General features: G+C 66.6%; 14 protein-coding genes. 8 read left to right on the forward strand and 6 right to left on the reverse strand.

The annotated features are described in order from the left end of the window. Positions 1–19: 19 nt before the first annotated feature. Both ACN22W_RS13380 and ACN22W_RS13385 read right to left on the reverse strand, forming a co-directional pair. Entirely contained in the window at positions 20–1,357 is a 1,338-nt protein-coding gene (locus ACN22W_RS13380; RefSeq protein ID WP_048249194.1) for an AAA-associated domain-containing protein, read from the reverse strand. A gap of 22 nt (positions 1,358–1,379) precedes the next feature. After that, positions 1,380–3,137, reverse strand: coding sequence for an ABC transporter permease (locus tag ACN22W_RS13385; protein WP_129512698.1), 1,758 nt, complete (start codon positions 3,135–3,137; stop codon positions 1,380–1,382). 453 nt (positions 3,138–3,590) lie between these two features. On the opposite strand from ACN22W_RS13385, the gene ACN22W_RS13390 reads away from it, so the two are divergent. Then, positions 3,591–3,857 (forward strand): hypothetical protein, encoded by a 267-nt coding sequence (locus ACN22W_RS13390; RefSeq protein WP_011545926.1) that lies wholly within the window; start codon positions 3,591–3,593, stop codon positions 3,855–3,857. A gap of 45 nt (positions 3,858–3,902) precedes the next feature. On the opposite strand, the gene ACN22W_RS13395 is transcribed toward ACN22W_RS13390, so the two are convergent. Together ACN22W_RS13395 and ACN22W_RS13400 are read right to left on the reverse strand one after the other, a co-directional pair. Continuing rightward, on the reverse strand, positions 3,903–5,219 hold the full coding sequence (locus ACN22W_RS13395; protein WP_412023224.1) for an ATP-binding protein: 1,317 nt from the start codon (positions 5,217–5,219) through the stop codon (positions 3,903–3,905). Further along, the gene (locus ACN22W_RS13400) at positions 5,203–5,928 is read right to left on the reverse strand and encodes a response regulator (RefSeq protein WP_009693256.1); all 726 of its coding nucleotides are present in this window, start codon (positions 5,926–5,928) and stop codon (positions 5,203–5,205) included. The genes ACN22W_RS13395 and ACN22W_RS13400 overlap by 17 nt, the downstream gene beginning before the upstream one ends. Before the next feature lie 224 nt (positions 5,929–6,152). Here ACN22W_RS13400 and ACN22W_RS13405 point away from each other — a divergent pair, with 224 nt between their 5' ends. After that, on the forward strand, positions 6,153–6,701 hold the full coding sequence (locus tag ACN22W_RS13405; protein ID WP_193098832.1) for a periplasmic heavy metal sensor: 549 nt from the start codon (positions 6,153–6,155) through the stop codon (positions 6,699–6,701). Positions 6,702–6,770: 69 nt separating this feature from the next. Here the strand turns inward: ACN22W_RS13405 and ACN22W_RS13410 are convergent, their stop codons facing one another. Next, a complete protein-coding gene (locus ACN22W_RS13410; RefSeq protein ID WP_419684827.1) occupies positions 6,771–7,469 on the reverse strand; it encodes a pirin family protein in 699 nt (232 codons plus the stop codon). 372 nt (positions 7,470–7,841) lie between these two features. On the opposite strand from ACN22W_RS13410, the gene ACN22W_RS13415 reads away from it, so the two are divergent. The 4 genes from ACN22W_RS13415 (at position 7,842) to ACN22W_RS13430 (ending at position 11,033) form a co-directional block, all read left to right on the forward strand. Continuing rightward, positions 7,842–8,618, forward strand: coding sequence for an ABC transporter substrate-binding protein (locus tag ACN22W_RS13415; RefSeq protein WP_048249409.1), 777 nt, complete (start codon positions 7,842–7,844; stop codon positions 8,616–8,618). A 217-nt stretch (positions 8,619–8,835) separates the two neighbouring features. Then, the gene (locus ACN22W_RS13420; protein ID WP_129512701.1) at positions 8,836–9,525 is read left to right on the forward strand and encodes an ABC transporter permease; all 690 of its coding nucleotides are present in this window, start codon (positions 8,836–8,838) and stop codon (positions 9,523–9,525) included. Continuing rightward, positions 9,522–10,235 carry an ABC transporter permease gene (locus ACN22W_RS13425; RefSeq protein ID WP_129512702.1) on the forward strand — a complete coding sequence of 238 codons (714 nt, stop codon included), beginning with the start codon at positions 9,522–9,524 and terminating at the stop codon, positions 10,233–10,235. Before ACN22W_RS13420 ends, ACN22W_RS13425 begins: the two co-directional genes overlap by 4 nt. Positions 10,236–10,253: 18 nt before the next feature. Continuing rightward, complete coding sequence (locus ACN22W_RS13430; protein ID WP_419684829.1) at positions 10,254–11,033, forward strand: ABC transporter ATP-binding protein; 780 nt, start codon at positions 10,254–10,256, stop codon at positions 11,031–11,033. A 52-nt stretch (positions 11,034–11,085) separates the two neighbouring features. On the opposite strand, the gene ACN22W_RS13435 is transcribed toward ACN22W_RS13430, so the two are convergent. Continuing rightward, positions 11,086–11,583, reverse strand: coding sequence for an N-acetyltransferase family protein (locus tag ACN22W_RS13435; protein WP_419684831.1), 498 nt, complete (start codon positions 11,581–11,583; stop codon positions 11,086–11,088). Between the two features lie 133 nt (positions 11,584–11,716). Between ACN22W_RS13435 and ACN22W_RS13440 the strand changes: the two genes are divergently transcribed. Both ACN22W_RS13440 and ACN22W_RS13445 read left to right on the forward strand, forming a co-directional pair. Next, positions 11,717–12,643, forward strand: a complete 927-nt coding sequence (locus ACN22W_RS13440; RefSeq protein ID WP_419684833.1) for a LysR family transcriptional regulator — start codon at positions 11,717–11,719, stop codon at positions 12,641–12,643. 553 nt (positions 12,644–13,196) lie between these two features. Further along, positions 13,197–14,273 carry a porin gene (locus ACN22W_RS13445; RefSeq protein WP_419684836.1) on the forward strand — a complete coding sequence of 359 codons (1,077 nt, stop codon included), beginning with the start codon at positions 13,197–13,199 and terminating at the stop codon, positions 14,271–14,273. The last annotated feature ends 120 nt before the right edge of the window (positions 14,274–14,393 follow it).

Raw genomic sequence — 14,393 nt, forward strand, 5'->3', positions numbered from 1 at the left:
TCGCGGCCCGGCGCATCGATCAGGACTCGACGTCCTCGAGGCTGAAGATCTCGGTCTGGTCGTTGTACGAGAAGATCTCGCCGTAACGGCCCCAGTCGATCACCGCGTCGAGCGTTTCCTCGGCCGCGCCGTCCGACAGCGAATCCTCCAGCTCCTGCTCGAAGCGCACGCGCGGCGCGCGGTGCCCCGGGCGCTCGTTCAGCACCTTCTTGATCCGCGCGGCGAGCGGCACGTGCTTCAGCAGGTGATCCGCGAACATCAGCTTGCGCTCCTGCGTGCCGAACTCGGCGAACACGCGCCCCGGCGGCGTCAGGAACACGTCGCCTTCCCGCACGTCCGCGAAACCGAGGTACTGCAGCACTTCGGCGATCGGGAACAGGTCGTCGACCTCGAGGTGCAGCGTGCGCGCGATTTCCGGCATGTCCGCGCGGCCATGGTACGGCGCCATCGCGAGCGTCTCGATCAGGCCGGCCATCAGGTTGGTCGACACCTGCGGCAGCCAGCTGCCGAGTTCGAGCCCCTTCTTCGTCGCCTCGTTGGTCTGGCGCGCGGTCATCTTCGCGTAGATGTCGTCGACCAGCTTGCGGAACGCCGGGTCGAGCCGGTTGCGCGGGTGCTTGAACGGCACCTTGATCTCGGCGATCACGCGGCCCGGGTTCGACGACAGCACGAGGATCCGGTCGCACATGAATACGGCTTCCTCGATGTTGTGCGTGACGATCAGCACCGACTTGATCGGCATCCGGCCCTGCGTCCACAGGTCGAGCAGGTCGGTACGCAGCGTCTCGGCCGTCAGCACGTCGAGCGCCGAGAACGGCTCGTCCATCAGCAGGATCGTCGGGTCGACGACCAGCGCGCGCGCAAAGCCCACGCGCTGGCGCATGCCGCCCGACAGCTCGCGCGGGTAAGCGTTTTCGAAACCGTCGAGACCGATCAGGTCGATGGCCGCGAGCGCACGCTCGCGCCGCTCGCGTGCGCCGACGCCGAGCGCCTCGAGGCCGGCTTCCACGTTCTGCAGCACGGTGAGCCACGGGAACAGCGCGAAGGTCTGGAACACCATCGCGACGCCTTCGGCCGGGCCGCTCAGCGGCTTGCCGAGATAGCTCACTTCACCGCCGGTCGGCTCGATCAGGCCGGCGATGATCCGCAGCAGCGTGGATTTGCCCGAGCCGGAACGGCCGAGCAGCCCGACGATCTCGCCTTCGCGCAGCGACAGGTTCGCGTCGTCGAGCACGAGCAGCTCGCCTTGCGTCTTGTTGAAGCCGCGGCAGACGTGATCGACGCGCAGGATTTCCTCGCCGAGGCGCGGTGGCTGGGACGTCTGGATGGGGGCGTTTACAGCATTCGGATTGTGCATCGCGTTTCGCTCTCAATCGGTCTCAGTCGAGCCGCAGCTTCGCTTCGGCAAAGGCATACAGCGGGCGCCACAGCAGGCGGTTGAACAGGGTGACGAACAGGGACATCACGGCGATGCCCAGGATGATCTTCGGAAAATCGCCGGCGGCGGTCGTCTGTGCGATGTAGGCGCCGAGGCCGTGCGCCTCGATCTTGGTGTTGCCCCACTGCACGGCTTCCGACACGATGCTCGCGTTCCATGCGCCGCCCGATGCGGTGATCGCGCCGGTCACGTAGTACGGGAAGATGCCGGGCAGGATCGCCTGCCGCCACCACTGCCAGCCACGGATGCGGAAGTTCGTCGCCGCTTCGCGATAGTCGTTCGGGTAGGACGTTGCACCGGCGATCACGTTGAACAGGATATACCACTGCGTGCCGAGCACGATCAGCGGCGACAGCCAGATATCGGCGTTCAGGTGGAAGCGCGCGATCACGATCACGAACACCGGGAACAGCAGGTTGGCCGGGAACGCGGCAAGGAACTGCGCGAGCGGCTGCAGCTTCTCGGCCAGCCTCGGGCGCAGCCCGACCCACACGCCGATCGGCACCCAGATCACCGACGCGATCGCGATCAGCACGACCACGCGCAGCAGCGTGATGAGCCCGAGCACGAACACGTGGCCGACTTCGGCCATCGTCACGCCGGACGACACGAAGGTGACGACGCGCCACACGATATAGGCCGTGCCGATCAGCACGAGGATCGCCCACGCGATGTCGACGGTGCGCGACGCCTTCTTCTCGACACGCGGCAGCGCGAAGCGCATCGCGCCCGACAGCGGCAGGCGCAGCGGAATCCGCGCGGCCTTCGCGAAGAACCAGCCGGCCGGCACGAGCAGCTGATGGATCAGGCGCGTGCGGCGCACGAGGTCGAGCAGCCACGACTCCGGCGCGTTGCCCGAGCTCGTGTTCTCCATCCGGAATTTGTCGGCCCACGCGACGAGCGGGCGGAACAGGAACTGGTCGTACGCGAGGATCACGACCGTCATCGTGACGATCACCCAGCCGATCGCGCCGAGGTTCTTGTCCGAGATCGCCTGCGCGAGATACGCACCGATCCCCGGCAGCGTGATCGTCTGGTTGCCGACGGTGATGGCCTCCGACGCGACGACGAAGAACCAGCCGCCCGACATCGACATCATCATGTTCCAGATCAGGCCCGGCATCGAGAACGGCACCTCGAGCTTCCAGAAGCGCTGCCAGGACGTCAGATGGAAGCTCCGCGACACCTCGTCGAGATCGCGCGGCACCGTGCGCAGCGACTGGTAGAAGCTGAACGTCATGTTCCACGCCTGGCTCGTGAAGATCGCGAAGATCGCCGCGAGCTCGGCGCCGAGCACGCGGCTCGGGAACAGCGCGAGGAAGAACGTGACGGTGAACGAGATGAAGCCGAGCACCGGCACCGACTGCAGGATGTCGAGGATCGGGATCAGCACCATGCCCGCGCGGCGGCTCTTGGCCGCGAGCGTGCCGTAGACGAGCGTGAACACGAGCGACGCGACCATCGCGGCGAGCATCCGCAGCGTGGTGCGCAACGCGTATTCGGGCAGGTTCGACGGGTCGAGCGAGATCTTCTGCGTCTGCAGGACACCGATCGGCGCCATCGTTTCGTGGAAACCGACGATTGCCATCGCCAGCAGGCAGATGATCAGCGGAAACGCGATGAAGTCCCACCGGTTCGGCAAAACGCGCCATGCGGACGCGTTGGCGGTCCGGTTCGGATTGAAGAATCCGACGTCCATCAGGCGCCCTCCCCGGTAAGGCCGAACGAAGCCGGCAGTCGATGTTGATTCATGGCAAAGCGCACGGGCGCGGTAATTCGATTGACTGACGATCTCGCGCAGGCGCGATGCGCCGTGCGTGCAAGCTGCCTCCCGCGCGGTCCCGGTCGAGTCGGCCCGCGACGGCACGACACTACACCAACCTGTATTTCAGGTACAACCGTCCGGGGACGGCCAGCCGGCGCACGGATCGTGCCCGGCGCGCGGGCGGACGGCGGGTGCGCGGTAGGAGCAGCCCGGCCGCAGTCCTTCGGCCGGCATGCAGGCCCGAATTATGCCGTGATCCGGCCCGGCCGTGAACCCGCCAGCCGCACGCGGGCGCAAACCGTGTCGGGCGTCAGCAGCCGGAAACGGCGAAGCGGGTATGATCGGGGCTAGCCCCTTGGGGATCGATCGACGAGCGGGAGGAAGGGAATGGCAGGAAACTTGGTGATCGTCTGCCGCGATCAGGATGCCGACGCGTTCTACGAACTGATGCAGGAGTATGGATCGTTCCAGACGCGGCTGTCGTCGACTGCGTGGTACCTGAACATGAACGTCGTGCCGGAATCGCTGCAGGAGGAAATCCTGGAGCGCCTCGGCCGATATACGACCGTGTACATCTTCGAGGCCACCACCGTGACCTACAACACGATCGACAGCAACGCGGCCGAGACGCTCGGCACGCTGTTCGGCGAATGATGCCGCGCGGCGCCCGCCCGGCCGGGCAGGCGCCGCATGCAACCCTTACGCAGCCTGTGCGTGGGGTTCGTCCTTCGGCACGACCTCGAACGGGAACGTCATCGCGACGCGCAGGCCGCCTTCCGGGCGGTTGCCGATGTCGCACGCCCCGCCCAGCCTGAGCACGAGCCGCTCGACGATCGCGAGCCCGAGCCCGCTGTGGCCATTGCCGCCGCGGGCCGGGTCGAGCCGCACGAACGGCCGCGTGGCGGCCGCGAGGTCGCGCGGCGCAATCCCGCCGCCGCTGTCGCTGACCGACAGCACATAGCCGGTCGGCGTGCGCTCCGTCTCGATCAGCACGGGCGGCGCGCCGTACGCATGCGCGTTGTCCAGCAGGTTCGACAGGATCCGGTCGAGCGTCGCCGTCGGCAGCCGGAAGCCCGGATCGGCATCGAGCCGCGTCTGGACCGTCGGCGCGTTCGGCGCGACCGCACGATAGCTGCGCGCGATCCGCTCGCACGCCTGGTCGACCGGCACCGGCTCGCTGCGGTCGGACCCGCCGTGCGCAAACACCAGAAACTGGTCGACGATGTGCGACATCGAGTCGACGTCGCGCACGACGCCGTCGCGCAACCGCGCGTCGTCCATCATTTCCGCACGCAGCCGCATCCGCGCAAGCGGCGTGCGCAGGTCGTGCGCGACGCCCGCCAGCATCACCGCGCGGTCGCTCTCGGCCTGCGACACCTGTTCCACCATCTGGTTGAAACCATGCGTGAGCTGGCGCAGCTCGCGCGGGCCGCGCTCGCGCAGCGGCGGCACCGGCTGCCCGCGGCCGAAGCGCGCGACCGCGCGCGCCAGCGAGCGCAACGGCTGCTGCAGCTGCCACGCCGCGAACAGCGCGGCGATCACGCCGGCCGAGAAGATCGTGCCGAGCCACAGCAGCATCCGGTCCAGCGAGCGCGGCGGCCGCAGCGGCTGCACGGGCACCACGATCCAGTTGCGGTCGGCCGGCTCCTTGACCCACAGCACGGGCGGATGGCCGGGCGCGCCGATCTCGACGCGCGTGCCGGGCGGCATCCGCTCGCTCACGTCGTCGCGGAACCGCTTGAGCGCCGCCGGCAGGTTCGACACGTCGTTCTTCGGCACGTCGGCGCTGTCCGGCGTCACGAGCCGCACGCGGGACGGCAAAGGCTGGTCGGGCGTGCGCTCGACGTGCTGGCGCACCGCATCGACCAGGAACGCGGCCTCTTCGACCGCGTAACGCGTCTGCATCTGGTTGCGCTCGAGCCGCATCGCGAAAAACCACGCGAAGTGCGACAGGAGCAGCACACCGACGACGAGCAGCGCGAGCCGCCCGAACAGTGAATCAATGGGTTTGCGCATGGGCCTCGCCGTCGGGCACGAATACGTAGCCGCGCCCGCGCACCGTCTGGATGAAGCGTGGCGTCGACGGATCCGTTTCGAGGATGCGGCGCAGGCGCCACACCTGGACGTCGATGCCGCGGTCGGTGCCGTCGTACTCGGGCCCGTGCAGCAGCTCGAGCAGCCGCTCGCGCGTGAGCGTGCGCAGCGCATGGTTCACGAAGATCTTCAGCAGCGCGAATTCGCTGCTCGACAGCGTGGCCGGCTTGCCGTCGACCGACAGCGTGCGCGCCTGGAAGTCGAGCACGAAGCGGCCGAACGCAAACGGCTCGCGCTGTTCGGGCGCGGCTGCCGACGGGGTCGCGCGGCGGCGGCGCAGCACGGCCTGCACGCGCGCGAGCAACTCGCGCGGGTTGAACGGCTTGCCGAGGTAATCGTCCGCGCCGAGCTCGAGCCCGACGATCCGGTCGACGTCATCCGCCCGCGCGGTCAGCATGATCACGGGAATGTCGTCGCCGGCCGCGCGCAACTGGCGCAGCGCGGTCAGGCCGTCCACGCCCGGCATCATCAGGTCCAGCACGATCAGGTCGGGGCGCTCGCGCTCGAGGCGCTTCTCGAGCGTCGCCGCGTCGTGCAGCACGGACACTTCCATCCCCTGGCGCACGAGATAGTCGCGCAGCAGGTCTCGGAGTTCTTGGTCGTCGTCGACGATGAGGATCTGGGTAGTCATGGCTTGAAGTTTACCGCGCGAGGGCGGGGTCAAAGAACGAAACAAAGGGACGAAAGGGTTACTGCGGGTTACCGCGCAAGGGAACTGTAATGCACCGTAACCGGGCCACCTCCCCGCGTAACACCGACCGGGGCCTGCATCGCTAACCTCCGTCTTACCGGATGCGGTACGCGGCTTGCCAAATACCGCATCGCCGGACCCTTTGGATACAAGGAGTTTCTGAAATGTATAAGAAGACTTCCCGCGTGGCCATCGCGGCCGCCACTGTGCTCGCTCTCGCATTCGGCACCGCGCATGCCGCGCAGCCCAACGACATGCCGCCGCCGGGCGGCCCCGGCGCCCACCAGATGCACGGGCACGACGGCGGCCCGTTCGGCGTGATCATGAAGCTGCACGACCAGCTGAAGCTCAACGCGTCGCAGGAACAGCAATGGCAGACGGCCATCAACACGATGAAGCAGAACCGTGAAGCGATGCGCAAGAGCCACGAGCAGATGGGCGAACAGTTCAAGGCGCAGCAGAACCAGCCGATTCTCGACCTGAACGCGATGCACGCCGCACGCCAGCAGGCCGAGCAGCAGAACGCGCAACTGCGCGAGCAGACGTCCACCGCGTGGCTCGCGTTCTACAACGGGCTGAACGACCAGCAGAAGACCACGGTCAGCACGGCGCTCAAGCAGCAGTTCGCGAAGATGGAACAGCGTCACGAGAAGATGAAGGAACGCTGGGAGCAGCATCGCGCGGCCAAGGCCGCGTCGGCGCCGGCGCAGTAAGCCGGCGGGCCGCTCCCCGGAGCGGTGCCGAAGGGGACGCGGGCGGGTGCTCGCGTCCCTTTTTTTATTTCAGGCGACGTCGAACAGCAGCACCTCGGCCGCACGGCCGCGCGCGAACGCAACCGCGTCCACGCCGCCGATCCGCGCGCCGTCGCCGGCGGCCAGAGCGTAGCCATTGACCTCGACGTCGCCGCGCACCACATGCACATAGGCGCTGCGCCCGGCCGGCAGGTCGAACGCCGCCGCCTCGCCGCCGTCGATCAGCCCCGCGAAAATGCGTGCGTCAGCACGCATCGACAGCGCGCAGTCGCCGCCGTCCGGCGCCGCGACCAGCCGCAGCCGGCCGCGTTTCTCGTCGTCGGCGAAGCGCCGTTCCTCATAGCCGGGCCGCCCGCCCCGCTCGGCCGGCTGCAGCCAGATCTGCAGCAGATGCAGCGGCCGGTCGCGCGATGCATTGGTTTCGCTGTGCATGAGCCCCGTGCCGGCGCTCATCCGCTGGATGCCGCCGGCACGGACGATCGCGCCGCAGCCAAGGCTGTCGCGGTGCGCGAGCGTGCCGTCCAGCACATAGGTGACGATCTCCACGTCGCGGCGCGGCTGCATCCCGAAGCCGCGCGTCGGCGCGATCAGGTCCTCGCTCAGCACGTGCAGCGCGCCGACTGGCGGATGCGCATTCGCGGCGCGGCCGGCGGGCGCAAAGCTGTGACGCGACTCGAGCCAGCCGTGGCGCGTGTGGCAGCGGTCTTCGGCGCGGCGGATCTGGAACATGGGGCGGGCACTCCGGGAGGCGGGTTCTCTTTGCGGGTTTACCTCCACTGTAGGGGGGCGCCGATGGCGCCACAATCCGCCACCGGCGCACCGCATCGTTGCAATCACGCGCCCAATTACCGGAATACTCGTTGCGAATACCACGATTGCCGCAACAGCCGAATCGAAGAGTCGAAGAATCGATCGATCGCGCCGGATTGCCGTTTTCCGGGTATCGCGTTCGGGTAAAATACCGCCCTTTTGGCGATCGCCCTTTCGGCGGCCGCCATCGCCAGAGCGCCGATCGGCGAATTTTGGCCGTCTAGAATACGCCGCGGTGCCCGGTCCGACCGGCCGCGCGCGCCCCGGAAAGTCAGCAACAGAAGGATGGAAATGAAGAAGGCCGCCCTGTGCGCCGCCCTCGCCCTCGTGGCGGGCAGCGCCTTCGCGAAGGAGTGGAAGACCGTGCGGATCGGCGTCGATGCCAGCTACCCGCCGTTCGAGTCGACCGCACCGAGCGGCGAGATCGTCGGTTTCGACGTCGATCTCACCAAGGAGATCTGCAAGCGGATCAACGTGAAATGCGTGTGGGTGGCGCAGGATCTCGACGGAATCATCCCGGCGCTGAAGGCGAAGAAGTACGACGTCATCGTGTCGTCGCTGACCGTCACGGACAAGCGCCGCGAGCAGATCGACTTCTCCGACAAGGTGTACGACGCACCGGCGCGGATGATCGCGAAGACCGGCTCGCCGCTGCTGCCGACGGTCGCGTCGCTGAAGGGCAAGCGCGTCGGCGTCGAGCAGGGCTCGACGCAGGAAACCTACGCGAAGGCGTACTGGGAACCGCAGGGCGTGACGATCATTCCTTACCAGAACCAGGACCAGGTCTATGCCGATCTCGGCTCGGGCCGTCTCGACGCGACGCTGCAGGACGAGTTGCAGGCCGACTACGGCTTCCTGCGCACGCCGCGCGGCAAGGGTTTCGCGTTCGCCGGGCCGGAAGTGAAGGATCCGAAGACGATCGGCGACGGCACCGCGATCGGCGTGCGCAAGGACGATACGGACCTGAAGCTCAAGATCAACCAGGCGCTGGCCGACATGCACAAGGACGGCACGTACGACCGGCTGTCGCACAAGTATTTCTCGTTCAGCGTCTATTCGGCCCGCTGAGCGCCGACCTTGAGAAGCAACGGATGCGGGGGCGGCCCCGCGTCCGGGCAGTAAAAGCAGTCAACCACGCGCCGCCCGCCCCCTTGCCCGCCGCTCGCGCGACGGGCGGGCCCGGCATCGTTGCCGGGGCGGACGGTCATGATACGCACGGGGCGTTCCGCGCAGCTTGGCGGGCGCGTCTTTCGCGGCGCACCGCGTGCGCCGTCAAGGACCACATATGTTTCTACAAGGTTACGGCCCGCTGATCCTCGCAGGCACCTGGCAAACCGTCAAACTGGCGGTGCTTTCGCTTGCGCTGTCGTTCCTGCTGGGTCTGCTCGGCGCCGGTGCGAAGCTGTCGCGCAACCGCGTGACGCACGGCATCGGCACCGTCTACACGACGCTGATCCGCGGCGTACCCGACCTCGTGCTGATGCTGCTGCTGTTCTACAGCCTGCAGATCTGGCTGAACATGGCGACCGACGCACTCGGCTGGGACCAGATCGACATCGACCCGTTCCTCGCCGGCGTGCTCGTGCTCGGCTTCATCTACGGCGCGTACTTCACCGAGACGTTCCGCGGCGCGTTCCTGTCGGTACCGCGCGGCCAGCTCGAGGCCGGCAGTGCATACGGGATGACGAACTGGCAGGTGTTCACGCGGATCATGTTCCCGCAGATGATGCGCTTCGCGCTGCCGGGCATCGGCAACAACTGGCAGGTGCTCGTGAAGTCGACCGCACTCGTGTCGATCATCGGCCTGGCCGACGTCGTGAAAGCGTCGCAGGATGCCGGCAAGGGCACGCTGCGGTTCTTCTTCTTCACGCTGATCGCGGGAGCGGTCTACCTCGCCATCACGACGATCTCGAACTTCGTGCTGATGTGGCTCGAAAAGCGCTACTCGACCGGTGTCCGCAAGGCTGACCTATGATCGAACTCATCCAAGAATACTGGCGCAACTATCTCTTCACCGACGGCTACCGCATCACCGGCGTCGCGATCACGCTGTGGCTGCTCGTCGTGTCGATCGGCCTCGGCTTCTGCCTGTCGGTGCCGCTCGCGGTCGCGCGCGTGTCGAAGAGGAAGTGGCTGTCGAGCGCCGTGTGGCTCTACACGTACGTGTTCCGCGGCACGCCGCTCTACGTGCAACTGCTGCTCTGCTACACGGGCCTCTACAGCCTGCAGGTCGTGCGCGGCACGCCGCTGCTCGATGCGTTCTTCCGCGACGGGATGCACTGCACGCTGCTCGCGTTCACGCTGAACACCTGCGCGTACACCACCGAGATCTTCGCGGGCGCGATCAAGGCGACGTCGTACGGCGAGATCGAAGCTGCGCGCGCGTACGGGATGACGCCGTTCACGATGTATCGCCGCGTGATCCTGCCGTCGGCGCTGCGCCGCGCGCTGCCGCTGTACAGCAACGAGGTGATCCTGATGCTGCACGCGACGACGGTGGCCTTCACCGCGACCGTGCCGGACATCCTGAAGATCGCCCGCGACGTGAACTCGGCGACCTACATGTCGTTCCACGCGTTCGGCATCGCCGCCCTGCTCTACCTCGTGATCTCGTTCACGCTCGTGTGGCTGTTCCGCCAGGCCGAGCGCCGCTGGCTCGCGTATCTGCGCCCGCAAGGCAAGTAAGTTTTCGCAGGACTATTGATGAATTCCCAGACTCAAAAGCTTTTCGTCGACGATCTGCACAAGCGGTACGGCGACAACGAGGTGCTCAAGGGCGTGTCGCTGAAGGCGAACTCGGGCGACGTGATCAGCGTGATCGGCTCGTCCGGCTCCGGCAAGAGCACGATGCTGCGTTGTATCAACTTCCTCGAGCAGCCGAACGCCGGCCGCATCGTCGTCGACGGCGAGGAAGTGCACACGAAAGCCGACAAGACCGGCGCGCTGCGCGCGGCCGATCCGAAACAGCTTCAGCGTGTGCGCACCAAGCTCTCGATGGTGTTCCAGCACTTCAACCTCTGGTCGCACATGAACGTGCTCGAGAACGTGATGGAAGCGCCCGTGAACGTGCTCGGCATCCCGAAGAAGGAAGCCGAGGATCGCGCGCGCGAGTATCTCGAGAAAGTCGGCCTCGCACCGCGCGTCGAAAAGCAGTATCCGTCGCACCTGTCCGGCGGCCAGCAGCAGCGCGTGGCGATTGCGCGCGCGCTCGCGATGCATCCGGACGTGATGCTGTTCGACGAGCCGACGTCGGCACTCGACCCGGAACTCGTGGGCGAAGTGCTGAAGGTGATGCAGAAGCTCGCCGAGGAAGGCCGCACGATGATCGTCGTCACGCACGAGATGGGTTTCGCGCGCAACGTGTCGAACCACGTGATGTTCCTGCACCAGGGGCGCGTCGAGGAAGAAGGCGTGCCGGCCGAGGTGTTTGCCAACCCGAAGAGCGAACGCCTGCGCGGGTTCCTGTCGGGCAGCCTCAAGTAACGCACGACTTGCACGACGTGCGAACGGGCGCCCCGCGGCGCCCGTTTTGCGTTTACGCGGCGCTCACCGGCGCGCTGTCGGCGAACGCGCGCAACGCGTCGCCCGCGAGCCGGTAACGCACCCACTCGCTCTGCGGCGCGGCGCCAACGCTCTCGTAGAAACGGATCGCCGGCTCGTTCCAGTCGAGCACGCTCCATTCGAACCGCCCGCAACCCGATTCGACCGCGATCCGAGCAAGCGCTTTCAACAGCCGCAGCCCGGCCCCCGCGCCACGAAAGCGCGGCGACACGTACAGATCCTCGAGATACAGCCCCTGCCGGGCGAGCCAGGTCGAATACGAGAAGAAATACACGGCGAAGCCGGCCGGCTCGCCGTCGACCTCGCACACCAGCGCACGTGCCGGCGATCCCTCGCCGAACAGGCTGCGCTCGAGCGACGCGGGCGTCGCGACCACTTCATGCTCCGCCTTCTCGTAGACGGCCAGCTCGGTAATGAAACGCAGGATCAGCGGCACGTCGGCGACGGTGGCGGAACGGATGTCGATTTGCACGGGTTGAGCCCTCCTCCGGCCCGGATTCGAAACGGCAGGCGCCGCCGCGCAACCGCGCTGGCGCCCATCAGACCGTCATGCTACGTTCACGCAGTGCCTGCAGGAAGTGCAGTTTCTTCATCCGGACCTGAACATGATGCATCCCGACCTGCGCCGTCTCGACCTGAACCTGCTGCTCGTGTTCGACGCGCTGTACCGCCACCGGTCGGTCGCCGCGGCCGCGCACGAGCTCGCAATGAGCCCGTCCGCGCTGAGCCACGCGCTTGCGCGGCTGCGCGACGCGATCGGCGACGCGCTGTTCGTGCGGCTCGGCAACGAGATGCAGCCGACCGTGCGCGCCAACGATATCGCCACGTGGGCCGGCGACGCGCTCGACGCGATGTCGAAGGGGCTCGCCCGCGCGCGGCGTTTCGATCCCGCGCAAAGCGACCGCACGTTCGTGTTCGCCGCGACCGACTACACGGCGTTCGCCGTGCTGCCGGCGTTTGTTGCGCGCATTCAGCACGTCGCGCCGCGGCTGCGGATTCGCGTCGTCCATTCCGACCGGAAGATTTCCGTCGACGAGCTCGCGGCCGGCCGCATCGATTTCGCGCTCGGCTACCACGAGGAATCGGCAGCCGACGCGCCGGGGATCGAGGATTTCGACTGGTTCTCCGACGACTACGTCGTGATCGCGAGCGCCGCGCATCCGGACATCCGCCGACGACTGACGCTCGACCAGTACCTGGCGGCACGCCACGTGGTCGTCACGCCATGGAACGAGTCGCGCGGCGTCGTCGACTACGTGCTCGACCGGCTCGGCCTCGCGCGGCAGGTCGCCGTGCAGCTGCCGACCGTGCTCGCCGCGCCGTTCGTGATCGCGGAATCCGCACTCCTGATGACCGTACCGAACCGTGCCGCGCAGGCGCTGCGGTACGCGGCGCCGATCCGCATCTTCCCCGCGCCGTTCGAGATTCCGCGCTACACGGTGAAGGTCTACTCGCACGCGAAGCATGCGCGCACCGATGCGCACCGCTGGATTCGCGCGCAGTTGCTCGACGCACGGCCGGGCCCCGGCTGATACCCGGCGCGCGTTGCAGGACGGGCGTTGCAGGCCTTGGAAAGCGGCCGTAGCCGGCCGCCGATTCATTACGAATTACTTACCAATTTCGCATCTTTCGCGCTTACGCCCACGCTTTTGCAACGTCAATAGTGGCAATCCTTGACCCATGCTCGAAAAATTCGTGTCTCCCTTATGGGACAAGGGTTTTCCGGTAGTTGCGAACCCTAGGCGCACCGGTTGCGCACTGTGTTGCATGGCAATTTGGCGACAGGTGTTAGTCAAACAACGATTTCCGTCGCCACAAAATTGTATTTTTGCTAAATTAGTAACCAAAGTAGCAAAACGAAGTTCGTGAAATGTAGTTTAGCTTCACGACACTACAAGGAGACCCCGCAGGCCGACCCGGCTGTGCGCGGGACCGCTCAACGGCATTTCCGTCCGCTTGCCCGCGTGCTGCGCTTACCGGCCCTGCACGAGGTCTCCCTGGTTATCCCGCTTTTGCCCGGCGCTCGTCGCTCCGGGCATCTCGTGCAGTTCTGGGTTGACTTTTTGACAGGGTATGGAGGAGACGATGAAGAAAGCTTTGGTCGCGGCCGCGCTGATGGCTGCTGGGGTAGTGACGGCGCACGCGCAGAGCAGCGTCACGCTGTATGGCCGTCTGGATGCCGGCATCGAGTACTTGAACGGCCTGCAGAACGGCCACCAAGTGCGCGCGGAAAGCGGCGACTGGGGCACCAGCCTGTGGGGCTTGAAGGGTAGCGAAGATATCGGTGGCGGCAACAAGGTCCTGTTCCACCTCGAAGGTGCGTTCAACACGATGACGGGCGGCTTCAGCGGCTCGATCTGGGATCGTTTTGCGACGGTCGGTATCTCGAACGACCGCTACGGTACGCTGCTGTTGGGTCGTGAGCTCGCGATCGCCAACGGCGTGTGGGACTTCGACCCGTTCGGCCAGTCGGCCTGGTCGACCGCATCGCTCGTCCGCGGCCGCAACTGGAACAAGACCAGCAACAACGTGTCGTACCAGTCGCCGCAGTTCTACGGCCTCGACTTCTACGGCCAGTTCTCGTTCTCGAACTCGACCAGCTTCAACGGCAACACGACGGCCGGCCAACCGGGCCGCGCAATGGGCGGTCAGGTCACCTATACGAACTCGCTGTTCCAGTTGCGCGGCATCTACGACGAAACGCGCGACAGCAACGGCCGCTTCTCGGACGTGTTCAACTACTCGCGTGAATACTTCGCGGGCGTGAACGTGTTCCTGGGCCAGTTCAAGGTGCAGGCGGCCTACCAGGCATCGCGCGCGGACGGCAGCGGCGGCCCGGCAGTGAACGCCGGTGTCACCGGCACCCAGCAGGTCTGGGGCGGCGTGACGTGGCAAGCAACGCCGGCAGCGGCGCTGATCGCGGCCGCTTATCACGTGAACGCGAACCACGGTGGCGGCAACGCGAACATCTATACGGTCGGCGGTTCGTACAACATCTCGAAGCGCACGCTGTTCGATCTGCAGGTCGCGACGGTGCGCAACAGCAAGAACGCGAACTTCGGCCTGAACGCCAACGGCGCAGGTACGGCCGTGTCGACCGGCAACCCGAACCCGGGCGGCAGCCAGACCGGCGTCTACGCCGGCATCCAGCACCTGTTCTGATCGGGCGCTGCCGGACAACGATTCGACAACACTTTCCACGCTGCTGCGAGAGGCGCGTATCGGTGCGGTACCCAACCGGGTATCGCACCGTTTTTTATTGGCGGGCGGGCTTGGTACTCA

Origin of the sequence: Burkholderia theae, assembly GCF_048565265.1 — a bacterium.
GTDB lineage: Bacteria > Pseudomonadota > Gammaproteobacteria > Burkholderiales > Burkholderiaceae > Burkholderia > Burkholderia theae.